11 protein-coding genes are annotated in these 11372 nt (G+C 71.1%); 2 read left to right on the top strand and 9 right to left on the bottom strand.

Translation table 11 applies throughout. The features are described 5' to 3' along the window. Positions 1 to 2096: malate synthase G (locus tag VQ02_RS29300; RefSeq protein WP_048447777.1), on the top strand; the 2096-nt coding region annotated here is incomplete at its 5' end. 73 nt (positions 2097 to 2169) lie between these two features. Here VQ02_RS29300 and VQ02_RS34975 read toward each other — a convergent pair. After that, complete coding sequence (locus tag VQ02_RS34975; protein WP_280818974.1) at positions 2170 to 3048, bottom strand: XRE family transcriptional regulator; 879 nt, start codon at positions 3046 to 3048, stop codon at positions 2170 to 2172. Positions 3049 to 3157: 109 nt separating this feature from the next. After that, the gene (gene ssb / locus VQ02_RS29290; RefSeq protein WP_048447776.1) at positions 3158 to 3715 is read right to left on the bottom strand and encodes a single-stranded DNA-binding protein; all 558 of its coding nucleotides are present in this window, start codon (positions 3713 to 3715) and stop codon (positions 3158 to 3160) included. Between the two features lie 283 nt (positions 3716 to 3998). Here ssb and VQ02_RS29285 point away from each other — a divergent pair, with 283 nt between their 5' ends. Beyond that, positions 3999 to 4235 carry a hypothetical protein gene (locus VQ02_RS29285; RefSeq protein ID WP_048447775.1) on the top strand — a complete coding sequence of 79 codons (237 nt, stop codon included), beginning with the start codon at positions 3999 to 4001 and terminating at the stop codon, positions 4233 to 4235. 70 nt (positions 4236 to 4305) lie between these two features. Here VQ02_RS29285 and VQ02_RS29280 read toward each other — a convergent pair whose 3' ends face one another. The 7 genes from VQ02_RS29280 to VQ02_RS29250 all read right to left on the bottom strand — a co-directional run bounded on the left by VQ02_RS29280 (position 4306) and on the right by VQ02_RS29250 (position 11010). Continuing rightward, positions 4306 to 5214: an NAD(P)/FAD-dependent oxidoreductase gene (locus tag VQ02_RS29280; protein ID WP_048447774.1), complete on the bottom strand. Its 909-nt coding sequence runs from the start codon at positions 5212 to 5214 to the stop codon at positions 4306 to 4308. Further along, the gene (locus VQ02_RS29275) at positions 5204 to 5668 is read right to left on the bottom strand and encodes an Rrf2 family transcriptional regulator (RefSeq protein ID WP_048447773.1); all 465 of its coding nucleotides are present in this window, start codon (positions 5666 to 5668) and stop codon (positions 5204 to 5206) included. Before VQ02_RS29275 ends, VQ02_RS29280 begins: the two co-directional genes overlap by 11 nt. A gap of 127 nt (positions 5669 to 5795) precedes the next feature. Then, positions 5796 to 7085 (bottom strand): O-acetylhomoserine aminocarboxypropyltransferase/cysteine synthase family protein, encoded by a 1290-nt coding sequence (locus VQ02_RS29270; RefSeq protein ID WP_048447772.1) that lies wholly within the window; start codon positions 7083 to 7085, stop codon positions 5796 to 5798. A 125-nt stretch (positions 7086 to 7210) separates the two neighbouring features. Beyond that, on the bottom strand, positions 7211 to 7645 hold the full coding sequence (locus VQ02_RS29265; RefSeq protein WP_083469518.1) for a response regulator: 435 nt from the start codon (positions 7643 to 7645) through the stop codon (positions 7211 to 7213). An 87-nt stretch (positions 7646 to 7732) separates the two neighbouring features. Continuing rightward, the gene (locus tag VQ02_RS29260; RefSeq protein WP_053080596.1) at positions 7733 to 8917 is read right to left on the bottom strand and encodes a sensor histidine kinase; all 1185 of its coding nucleotides are present in this window, start codon (positions 8915 to 8917) and stop codon (positions 7733 to 7735) included. Positions 8918 to 9161: 244 nt separating this feature from the next. Beyond that, positions 9162 to 10439: an O-acetylhomoserine aminocarboxypropyltransferase gene (locus tag VQ02_RS29255; protein ID WP_048447778.1), complete on the bottom strand. Its 1278-nt coding sequence runs from the start codon at positions 10437 to 10439 to the stop codon at positions 9162 to 9164. Between the two features lie 292 nt (positions 10440 to 10731). Continuing rightward, positions 10732 to 11010: a hypothetical protein gene (locus tag VQ02_RS29250; RefSeq protein ID WP_048447771.1), complete on the bottom strand. Its 279-nt coding sequence runs from the start codon at positions 11008 to 11010 to the stop codon at positions 10732 to 10734. Between the last annotated feature and the right edge of the window lie 362 nt (positions 11011 to 11372).

The following is an 11372-nucleotide window of genomic DNA, read 5'->3' as shown; positions in this document are numbered from 1 at the left end:
CCGGGATCGCCCCGGAGGCGTTCTGGAACGGCCTCGCCGCCATCGTGCGCGACCTGAGCCCGCGCAATCGCGCCCTGCTCGAGACCCGCGACGCGATCCAGGCGAAGATCGACGCCTGGCACCGCGACCGGGTCGGCAAGCCGGTGGACGATGCGGCCTACAAGGCGTTCCTCACCGAGATCGGCTACCTGCTGCCCGATCCCGGTCCGGTCCAGGTGCGCACCGACAACGTCGACGACGAGATCGCCACCATCGCCGGCCCGCAGCTCGTGGTGCCGGTCTCGAACGCCCGCTACGCGCTGAACGCCGCCAATGCCCGCTGGGGCTCGCTCTACGACGCGCTCTACGGCACCGATGCGGTGTCGGAGGAGGGCGGCGCGACCCGCGGCGGCGGCTACAACCGCACCCGGGGCGCCCGGGTGGTGGCCCGGGCCCGGGCCTTCCTCGACCGCAACCTGCCGCTGGCCGGCGGCCGCCACGCCGACGTGGTGACCTACGCGGTGGAGGGCGGGCAGCTCGTCGGCAACATGAACACCGGCGACACGATTCCGCTCGCCCGGCCGGAGGCCTTCGCCGGCTACCGCGGGCCGGCGCGCTCGCCGACGGCCCTGCTCCTGCGCCACAACGGCCTGCACGTCGAGATCGTCCTCGACCGCACCCACCGGATCGGCCGGTTCGACGCCTCGGGCGTCGCCGACATCCTGGCCGAGTCGGCGGTCTCGACCATCATGGACCTCGAGGACTCGGTCGCGGCGGTCGATGCCGACGACAAGGTCGTGGTCTACCGCAACTGGCTCGGCCTGATGAAGGGCACGCTCTCGGCCTCGATCGAGAAGGACGGGCGTCATTTCGAGCGCAAGCTCAACCCCGACCGGACCTACACCGCCCCCTCCGGCGAGGGCGAGGTGACGGTGCCCGGGCGCTCCCTGATGCTGGTGCGCAACGTCGGCCACCACATGTTCACCGACGCGGTGCTCGACGAGACCGGCGCCGAGATTCCGGAGGGCATGCTCGACGCCGCGGTGACGGCGCTGATCGCCATCCACGACCTCAAGGGCACGTCGGGCCTGCGCAACAGCCGCCGGGGCTCGGTCTACATCGTCAAGCCGAAGATGCACGGGCCCGAGGAGGTCGCCTTCGCGGTCGAGCTGTTCACCCGGGTCGAGGCGATGCTGGGTCTGGCGCCCAACACCCTCAAGATGGGCATCATGGACGAGGAGCGCCGCACGACGGTGAACCTCGCGGCCTGCATCAAGGCGGCCGCCGAGCGGGTGGTGTTCATCAACACCGGCTTCCTCGACCGCACCGGCGACGAGATCCACACCTCGATGGAGGCCGGGCCGGTCATCCGCAAGAACGACATGAAGAGCACGCCCTGGATCAAGGGCTACGAGGAGAACAACGTCGACGTCGGCCTCGCCTGCGGGCTCCTCGGCCGGGCGCAGATCGGCAAGGGCATGTGGGCGGCGCCGGACGCCATGGCCGACATGCTGATGCAGAAGGGCGCCCACCCGAAGGCCGGCGCCAGCACCGCCTGGGTGCCCTCGCCGACCGCCGCGACCCTGCACGCGCTGCACTACCACGAGACCGACGTGAAGGCCCGCCAGCAGGAGCTGGCGCGCCGGCCGCGCCAGGCCCTCGACGAGATCCTGCAGATCCCGCTCGCCCGCTCGAACTTCGCCCCCGACGACGTGCAGCAGGAGATCGACAACAACGTCCAGAGCATCTTAGGGTATGTCGTGCGCTGGATCGACCAGGGTGTCGGCTGCTCCAAGGTCCCGGACATCCACGACGTGGCGCTCATGGAGGACCGGGCGACCCTGCGCATCTCGTCCCAGCACATCGCGAACTGGCTGCACCACGGCGTGGTGTCGGAGGCGCAGGTGATGGAGACGATGAAGCGCATGGCCCAGGTGGTGGACCGCCAGAACGCCGGCGACCCGCTCTATCGCCCGATGGCGCCGGGCTTCGACGGACCCGCCTTCCAGGCCGCCTGCGACCTGGTGTTCAAGGGCCGCGTCCAGCCCAACGGCTACACCGAGTACGTGCTGCACGCGCGGCGCCGTGAGGCGAAGGCCGGCGGCGCGCCGGCCTGAGGCGAAGGAAGGGGAGGGCGCCCGGCAGGGACCGGGCGCTTTCCTGGGGCTCTCGCGCGAGCCCCCGTGTCGTCTACGCCGCCTCGGGTGTTGCGTGAGCATCTGCCATGATGTGACCTTCGCCATCCGACGCGTCCGACCATTCGAGGCGAACGTCCTTTCCGAGCGAGGCGAGTGGACGCATCAGGAGGAACAACGAGCAATCCGTCACCTGCCCGCGCGCAATCCGCGACAAGGCAGGCTCATCCAGCCCGGTGAGTTCGGCGGCTCGCTGCTCCGTGAGCCCGCGGCCCTCGATGGCGAGTGCGATCTCGTTGGCGAGCAGGAACTTGATCCGCATCTCATCGGGTTCGGCGTAGCCTCGATCCAGCAGGAAGTTGCCGCTTCCGCGGATTGGGCCCGAATTCTCCTCGTCCACCACCTCAATCTCCCCTCGATCCGGGACGCTCCCCGTGCGATGTGACGCCGCCCGAGCCGCGTACTCGTCCTTGATGCCCCTCGCGTCAGATTTGTAGGCTTCCTTGGCCAAGCTGAGCCTGCGCTCCAAGCGTTCCTTGTCATGCTTCGGCATCTCGCCGCCGCGCGAAGATTTCTTCATTCCTGCGTCGAGAATGTAGATCACCTCCTCGTACGCGACGACCTGATAGCAGCGATAGGTATCGCCATCGTGCGGGATGCGGAACTCGCTCGCCCCTATGAGCGATCCTTCGCGCTGTCGATAGCGGCCTGCCGGCAGCGTGGATCCATTCTGCAGGGCCGTCGTGAGGGCATCGGCCATCTCTCGGACCGGCTTCGGAAGCCCCGTATAGGCTGTGTGGGCTGCCTTGTTGACGAAGATGACTTCGCGAAGGTCCCTGCTGGTCCGACTCGTCACATCCCGCCCCTGCGGGGTCCGGCCGCCAGAATCATGACGCAAGGGCAGAGAGGCGCAACCGCGAAGACCGATCTCCATGGTCCCGCTATCAGCTACGCTCATTTCATGTGATGGTCTTTCAAACGACTTGCGGCCCGGATCATTCGATCCGGGCCGCGATCACCGCATCAAGCTCGACGCCAGGATCCTAGAACGGGATATCGTCGTCCAGGTCGTCGTAGCGCTTCTGGTTGCCGCCGCCGGACGGGGCCGGGCGCCGCTCGCCGCCGGAGGACGAACGTCCGCCGCTGCTGCTGCGACCACCGCCGCCGTAATCGCCGCCGCGGCTGATCTGGCCGCCGCCCATCTCGTCGCCGCCGCCCATCTCGGACATGCCGCCCTCGGCCCCGCCGCCGCGGCCGTCGAGGATCGTCAGTTCGCCGCGGAAGCGCTGGAGCACGATCTCGGTCGTGTACTTCTCCTGGCCGGACTGGTCCTGCCACTTGCGGGTCTGGAGCTGGCCCTCGACGTAGACCTTCGAGCCCTTGCGCAGGTACTGCTCGGCGACGCGGGCCAGGTTCTCGTTGTAGATCACGACCGAGTGCCACTCGGTCTTCTCCTTGCGCTCGCCCGACGCCTTGTCCTTCCAGGACTCGGACGTGGCCAGGCGCAGGTTGACCACCGGATCACCGGAGGCCAGCCGACGGGTCTCGGGGTCGCGCCCGAGATTGCCCACCAGGATCACCTTGTTCACGCTGCCCGCCATCACGCTCTCCTCTCGTTCCATCTCACTCGGGCGCACGCCCGGCCGACGCCGCGGACCACCGCTTCGGTCTCGCGAGTTGGGCCGAACCGGCCGGGACCGGCAAGGGTGGGCGGCGCCTTGTGCCCGCTACACACATGCCGGAGGCCGGAGCTTGTTCTACATTTGTTCGGACATGGAGGCAAGGGTTCGGTCAAGGGGCAAGAGCCGGGCGGGATCGCCACTCGTTGCGGGCTGCCACGCGTGATCCATATCGAGGACAGGCCTGGGAGCGGGGAGAAACGGAGTGGACCTTGCCGATGCGGGGAACGTCACGGTGCCCGCCTACCTCGCCATATCCCGGAAAGGGTACGCCGTGCACCGGAGCGGCCGTTTCATGATCGCCGAGAATGGCGAGCATCGCTTTCTCGCGGAAGGACCGCTCCAGCTGCTCGGCCTGATCGCGCTGGTGGAAGTGCGGGGCGAGTCCTGGCAGGCCTCGGACGACGAGATCGACGCGTACCTGGCGCGCTTCGAGTCGTGAGCGCGGCCTTCCCGATGCTCGGGGCACGGTCGAGCCCGGGAAGCAGGCCCGAATCGTCCGGGCACACCCATCACGCGGCGAGGGTTCGGAACACCAGCGACTGGTGCAGCGACACGCCGGCGGTCACTCCGTCCGCCGCGGCCCAGGTCGCGCTGTGCGGCGCCCGGGCCGCGTCGCCGGCCGCGTAGATTCCGGGCACCGTCGTCCGCTTCGCCGCGTCGGTGCGGATCACCGGCCCGAGCGGGCCCTCGTCCACCGCGCAGCCGAGCTCTCCGGCGATCGGGCTGTTCAGGCGCGTGCGGGGGGCGACGTAGAGGGCGTCGAGGGTCACCGCCCGGCCATCGGACAGGACCACCGCCGACAGGGCGCGGCCCTCGCCCGAGAGAGCACGGACCGGCGCCGGCTCGACGCGGATGCCGCGCTCCTTGAGCGTCGCGCTCGTGTCGTCGTCGAGCGGCCCGCTCCCGTTCAGGAAGAGCGTGGTCGGTCCCCACTCGGCGATGAGCTGCGCCTGATGCGCGGAGAGCGGCCCCGCGTGCAGGACGCCGAGGGGCCGCCCGGCGAACTCGAAGCCGTGGCAGTAGGGGCAGTGCAGCACGCTCGTCCCCCACCGTTCCGCCAGCCCTGGCAGGTCCGGCAGCACGTCGGCGATGCCGAAGGCCAGCACCAGCCTCGCGCCCTCCAGCCGCGCGCCGCCGACGAGCGCCAGCGCGAAGCCGTCGCCGGAGGCCTGCGCTCCGGTCACCTCGCCCGCGACCAGCGTGGCGCTCGGGTAGGCCGAGAGCTGCGCCCGGGCGGTCGCGATCATCGCCCGGGGGTCCTGCCCATCCTGGCCGAAGAACCCGTGCGAGGCGGCGGCGAAGCGGTTGCGCGGCGCGCCGGCGTCGATCACGCAGACCGACCGGCGGGCCCGGGCGATGTAGGTGGCGGCCGACAGGCCCGCGAAGCTGCCGCCGACGACGAGGGCGTCATACCGCATGGGCCGTCTCCAGGCTGAAGTGTCCGCCCCGTGCCGCCACGCGGGCGTGGAAGTCGGCGCTGAGGGCCGCGAGGGTCACGCGGCCGAGCTGCGCCAGCAGCAGGGTCTCGGCCTCGCAGAAGGCGTCGTCCATCGCGGCGTTGACGGCCTGCTCGACGAGGCAGCCCGGCGCCTCGGTCCGGTTTCCCATCGCGAACAGCGCCGGGGCGCCGAGGGCCTGGTAGACGTCGCGCAGGGTGACGGCCCGGAAGTCGCACGCGATCGTCCAGCCGCCGCCATGCCCCTTCTCGGACCGGACGTATCCGTGGTCCCGCAGGCCCGCCATGATGCGGCGGACGACAACGGGGTTGGTCTGCATCACGGTGGCCAGGAACTCGGAGGTCACCGGTCCCTCGACCTCGGCCATGTGCAGGAGGACGTGGAGCACGCCCGACAATCGGCTGTCTCGTCTCATGCAACAAGACATGTTGCATGAGACGGCGGCCTGTCAACCCGATCGAGGGGCGGATGCCGTGCCTCTCCAGGGCCGCGAGCCCGGCGGGCCCACGGCCCTGACCCGGGATGGTCCCCGGGCCGGTCCCTCAGTCGAGGGCCTCGAGGGACTGCGCCACGTCGGCGATCAGGTCCTCGACCGATTCGAGGCCGATCGAGAGGCGCACCGTGTCCGGGCCGACCCGGGCCGCCTCCTTGTCGGCGGCGGGGAGCTGCCGGTGGGTGGTGGTCGCCGGGTGGATCGCCAGGGACTTGATCTCGCCGATGTTGACGAGGTGGGAGATCAGGTTAAGCCCGGTGATGAATTTCTGGGCCGCCGCCTCGCCGCCCTTCAGGGCGACCGTGAAGATGGCGCCGGCGCCCAGCGGCGCGTAGCGGTTCGCCATTGCCTCGCCGGGCTGACCGGGGAGGGAGGGGTAGCTCACCCAGGCCACCTTCGGGTGGTCCTTGAGGAAAGCCGCCACCGCCTTGGCATTGGCGCAGTGGCGCTCCATGCGCAGCGGCAGGGTCTCGGTGCCGGTCAGCGTCAGGAAGGCGTTCATCGGCGACAGGCCGGGGCCGAGGTCGCGCAGGCCGAACAGACGGCAGGCGGTGGCGAAGGCAGTCTCGGGGAAGCGCTCGGAGACCACGAGGCCGTCATAGTCCGGCCAGGGCTCGTTGATCAGGTTGTAGCGCCCCGATCCCTTCCAGTCGAAGCGGCCGCCGTCGCAGACGATGCCGCCGATCACCGTGCCGGAGCCCGACAGGAACTTCGAGGTCGAGTGGACCACGATGTCGGCGCCGTGCTCGATCGGCCGGATCAGGGCTGGCGAGGCGAGGGTGTTGTCGACGACGAGCGGCAGCCCGTGCCGGTGCGCCACCGCGGCGACGCCCTCGAGGTCGATCACCGTGCCGCACGGGTTGACGATCGACTCGCAGACGATCGCCCGGGTCTTGTCCGTGATCGCCGCCTCGAAATCGTCCGGCGTCAGGCCGCGGGTGAATTGCGGCACGAGGTCGTAGCGGCCCTCGAGCCGGCGCATCAGGCCGAGGGAGCCGCCGAACAGCCGCGACGAGGCGACGTAGGCGTCGCCCGACTGCATCAGCGTCATCAGCACCAGCAGCATCGCCGACTGGCCCGAGGCGACCGCGACCGCCGCCTTGGCGCCCTCGAGCGAGGCGACGCGCCGCTCGAGCGCCGCCACCGTCGGGTTCGAGCCGCGGGAATACGAGAAGCCCGTCGCCCGCATGGCGAAGATGTCGGCGGCCTGCTCGTTCGATTCGAACACGAAGCCGTTGGTGAAGTAGATCGGCTGCGCCCGGGCGCCGGTGGCCGGGTCGGGCGCGGTGCCGGCATGGACTGCCCGGGTGGCGAAGTGGAGCTTGGTCGGATCGGGCATCGGGAAAAGTCCGGGGGAGGCGGGTCTCAGCGAAGCGTTGGCCTGCCGAAGCTTCGTTCGCTTGGGATTCTGGTGTCCGCAGGTTCTCGTCGCAGAACCGGGGCAGCTATCGGTGCGCAACCCGCTCAGGCGGCGCGGCGCACCGTGTCGTGCAGCGTCCGCACCAGGGCGGAGGGCGCGTAGGGCTTGGGGATGAAGCGGGCGCCCGGCGGCATGTCGTGCGGGCCGGGGCTGCCCATGCCGGAGACCACCAGCACCGGGATGCGCGGCCAGCGTCGGGAGACCAGGCGGGCGAGGGCGAAGCCGTTCATCGAGCCGAGCGGCATGTCGACGTCCGTCATCAGGATCCCGACGTCGGAGCGGCTCTCCAGCACCTGCAGCGCCTCGTCGGCATGGGGCGCCTCCAGCACGGTGAAGCCGGCCTCGGCCAGGGTGTCGGAGGCCTCCATCAGCAGCAGGCCGTCATCCTCCACCAGGAGCACGACGGGGTTCGAGTCGCAGGCGGGGTCCGTCCCCTCCTGACGCGGGTCCTGGGGGTGTCGATCCGGATCAGATGTCATCGCGGGCAATGCGGGCGGGAACGAAAGGTTGCTGCCTATGGGTCTGCATCCCCAGGGTCAAGCGTGGCCGGGGAAATGCCCGGAGCGTCAAGCCGTCCCGTCCTGCATCGCCGCGAGCGGCGCCTCAAGCTCCATCACGACGCCCTCCGGCGGGAAGCTCAGGCTGACGCTGCCGCCGAAGCTGTGCACCAGGCTGCGCGCGATCAGCCGCGAGCCGAAGCCCTCGCGGGCCGGGGGCGCCACGGCCGGGCCGCCGGTCTCCTGCCAGCGCAGGTGCAGCACGGGGTCGTCGGTCCCGGCGAGTTCCCAGGCGACGGCGACCCGCCCGGCCGGGCTCGACAGGGCACCGTACTTTGCCGCGTTGGTGGCGAGCTCGTGCAGCATCAGCGAGAGGGTGAGGACCGAGCGGGGCCCGAGGCTGACGGCCGGCCCCGCCGCGGTGAAGCGGCCGGCCACCGCGTCGACGTGCGGCGCCATCGCCCCCTCGACGACGGCGGCGAGGTCGGCCGCCGCCCAGGCGCCGCGGATCAGGACGTCGTGGGCGTCGGAGAGCGCCATCAGGCGGCCGTTGAAGGACGCCATGGCCCCGTCCAGGGACGAGGCGCTGCGCAGGGTCTGGGCGGCGATCGCCTGCACCAAGGCCAGGGTGTTCTTCACCCGGTGGGCCATCTCCTGCATCAGCAGCGCCTGCTGCTCCTCGGCCCGGTGGGCGTCGGTCACGTCGCGGGCGACCGCGAGCAGCCGCTCGGGCCCGCCATCGGGTCCCTGGATCGGCGAGACCACCACGTCCCACCAGCGCAGACCCCCCCGGCGGCCGGAGGGCGCACGGAAGCGGCCGGTGCGGCCGGCCCGGGCGGCGGCGAGCGCCACCTCGGCGGCGGTGCGGTCGCCGGGCTCCGGCCAGGACGCGGCCCAGGCGGTGCCGATCACCGCCCCGTCGGGTGTCTCCAGGGCGGCGCGGTCGCCCTCGCTCAGCCACTGCACCGTGCCGTCGAGGGCGAGGACCTGGATCGTGTCGCGGCTCGCCGCCAGCAGCCGGGCGGTGAAGGCCTCGCTCGCCCGGAGACGGGCATTGAGCTCCTCGGCGGTGGCGAGGCGCGCCTCCCACTCGGCGGTGGAGCCGGGAAAACCGCCCGCCGCCGGGACGCGTCTGGCCGGCGTGCGCGCGTCGCGGAGCAGGGCGCGCAGGCGGGCCGTCTCCTCGCGGATCGCGCGCTGGCGCGCGGTCTCCATGCGGGAATCGTGTTCGGCGTCGGTGTCGGGGGCGACCATCGCACCAGCCTCCTGACCGCCCGCCCGGCGCAGAGCGACCGGCAGCCGGATCCCACCGGCCGCGCGTACGGCTCACCCCTCACCGAACCTGGACATCCTCAGTAGATCACGGGACCAGGCTTGGCCGCAATGCTTGCGGGAATTTTTCGACCGGAGATGGTGTCACAACGGCAGGTCCCCCGCCCCAGGGGCACCCGCCACGGCGGGGCGCGATCGCGACGCGACCGCACCCCGGTCCGAGGCCTCAGGCGAGGGCCTGGTCGAGGTCGGCGATCAGGTCGCCCGGATCCTCGATCCCGACGGAGAGGCGCACCACCTCCGGGCCGGCGCCGGCCCGGGTCTTCTGCTCGTCGGTGAGCTGGCGGTGGGTGGTCGAGGCCGGGTGGATCACCAGCGAGCGGGTGTCGCCGATATTGGCCAGATGCGAGAACAGCTTGAGGTTAGACACCAGGGCGATGCCGGCCTCGTAGCCGCCCTTGAGGCCGAAGGTGAACACCGCGCCGGCGCCGTGCGGGCAGTACTTGCGGTGGAGCTGGTGGTAGCGGTCGCTCTCCAGGCCCGGATAGCTCACCCACGCCACCGCCGGGTGGCGGCTCAGGTGCTCGGCCACCGTCTTGGCGTTGTCGGAGTGGCGCTGCATGCGCAGCGGCAGGGTCTCGATGCCGTTGATGATGAGGAACGCGTTGAACGGCGACAGGGCCGGCCCGAGGTCGCGCAGGCCGAGCACCCGCACGGCGATGGCGAAGCCGAAATTCCCGAACGTCTCGGACAGGACCATGCCGGCATATTCCGGCCGCGGCTGCGACAGCATCGGGTAGCGGGCGTCGCCGGCCCAGTTGAAGCTGCCGCCGTCGACGATCAGGCCGCCGATCGAGTTGCCGTGGCCGCCCAGGAACTTGGTGGCCGAGTGGACCACGATGTCGGCGCCGTGCTCGAACGGCCGGATCAGGTACGGCGTCGCCATGGTGTTGTCGACGACGAGCGGGATGTTGTGGCGCTTGGCGACCTGGGCAATCGCCGCGATGTCGGTGATGACGCCGCCCGGATTGGCGATCGACTCGATGAAGATCGCCTTGGTGCGCGGGGTGATCGCCGCCTCGAACGAGGCCGGGTCGTCGGTGTCGGCCCAGACCACGTTCCAGCCGAAGTTCTTGTAGGAGTGGTTGAACTGGTTGATCGAGCCGCCGTAGAGCTTGTTGGCCGCCACGAACTCGTCGCCCGGCTGCATCAGGGCGTGCATCACCAGGAACTCGGCGGCGTGGCCGGATGCCACCGCCACCGCGGCGGTGCCGCCCTCGAGGGCCGCGATGCGCTCCTCCAGCACCGCGTTGGTCGGGTTGGTGATGCGGCTGTAGATGTTGCCGAAGGCCTGCAGCCCGAACAGCGACGCGGCGTGGTCGACGTCGTCGAACACGAACGAGGTGGTCTGGTAGATCGGTGTCGCCCGCGCGCCGGTGGCGGCGTCCGGCGCCGCGCCGGCATGGATCGCGAGGGTGTTGAAGCCGGGCAGGCGGTCGGTCATGGCGTCCTCGGGCGTCGGTCTCGGGGCATCGGTCTTCGCATCGGTCTTGGCGCCGGTCTTTAGCATCGGTCTTGGCGCCGGTCCCGAGCCGACGTGCTTAGGACCCGCGGGCGCCGGGGGTCAAGCGGCCTCGCCCGCCCGTCCGCACAGTAGAGCGGGGATCATCGGCCCGCGGACCTGGCTCTTCCGCCGGCCGGAGAAGCAAAGTCTCCCGGTCTGCGCGAAGTCGCAAGATCGATCTCCGCGCAGTGCAGGACAGGCGGGCGGCGAAACCTCGCCCGCGCGGCTCGCCTCAACGGTAGTGGCGATGGTGGCGGTGACGGCGGTGGTGATGCCGCCGGCCCGGCAGGTCGGTGCGGTAGGCGCGCCGGCCCGGATCGATGCCGAGCACCCCGTTGACGCCGCCGACGGCCCCGCCGACCGCGCCGCCGACGATGCCGCCGATCGGCCCGCCGACCCGGCTGCCCTCCCGGGCGCCGCGGTCGATCCCGCCGGGGATGCCCTGCGCCTCGGCCGCGCCCGCGAGGGCCAGGGTCGAGACGGCGAGGGCGGCGATGAGCCTGAGCTTCATGGGAGGATTCTCCGAGGTCGGGCCGGCGCGATGCCGGCTTGCCTGAGAGGCAACGGTTCAGGCCGCCGAAAGTGGCGGGCCTCCGGCTCGGTTCGCCGGCGTCGTTACCGAGGCGTCATACCGCCGCGCCTTCGAACGGACCCGTTCGGAGGCGCAAGGCAAGCCCGAACGGGCGCCGGCGCTGATGCGCCGGACGCCTTCGCATCGACGTGTCGATGCCAAGGCGCGAGGGTATCACCTGAGCCAACTCGGGATGGCACACTCGCCCGTTCTGCGGAACGCGGGAGGTCGCCACGGGATGGGTGCTGACGAGCGAGCACGAGCCGGCTGCGGTGCACGCCGGTCGTGAGGATCGAGCCGTC

It is taken from the genome of Methylobacterium variabile (genome assembly GCF_001043975.1).
In the GTDB taxonomy this organism is placed as follows: Bacteria; Pseudomonadota; Alphaproteobacteria; order Rhizobiales; family Beijerinckiaceae; genus Methylobacterium; species Methylobacterium variabile.
This window is presented reverse-complemented; position numbering and strand designations above follow the sequence as displayed.

Excerpts from the sequence above, each read along its gene's own strand:
- VQ02_RS34975 (WP_280818974.1), bottom strand. The coding sequence starts at position 3,048 with ATGGAGATCGGTCTTCGCGGTTGCGCCTCTCTGCCCTTGCGTCATGAT.
- ssb (WP_048447776.1), bottom strand. The coding sequence starts at position 3,715 with ATGGCGGGCAGCGTGAACAAGGTGATCCTGGTGGGCAATCTCGGGCGC.
- VQ02_RS29280 (WP_048447774.1), bottom strand. The coding sequence starts at position 5,214 with ATGCGGTATGACGCCCTCGTCGTCGGCGGCAGCTTCGCGGGCCTGTCG.
- VQ02_RS29275 (WP_048447773.1), bottom strand. The coding sequence starts at position 5,668 with ATGAGACGAGACAGCCGATTGTCGGGCGTGCTCCACGTCCTCCTGCAC.
- VQ02_RS29270 (WP_048447772.1), bottom strand. The coding sequence starts at position 7,085 with ATGCCCGATCCGACCAAGCTCCACTTCGCCACCCGGGCAGTCCATGCC.
- VQ02_RS29265 (WP_083469518.1), bottom strand. The coding sequence starts at position 7,645 with ATGACATCTGATCCGGATCGACACCCCCAGGACCCGCGTCAGGAGGGG.
- VQ02_RS29260 (WP_053080596.1), bottom strand. The coding sequence starts at position 8,917 with ATGGTCGCCCCCGACACCGACGCCGAACACGATTCCCGCATGGAGACC.
- VQ02_RS29255 (WP_048447778.1), bottom strand. The coding sequence starts at position 10,439 with ATGACCGACCGCCTGCCCGGCTTCAACACCCTCGCGATCCATGCCGGC.
- VQ02_RS29250 (WP_048447771.1), bottom strand. The coding sequence starts at position 11,010 with ATGAAGCTCAGGCTCATCGCCGCCCTCGCCGTCTCGACCCTGGCCCTC.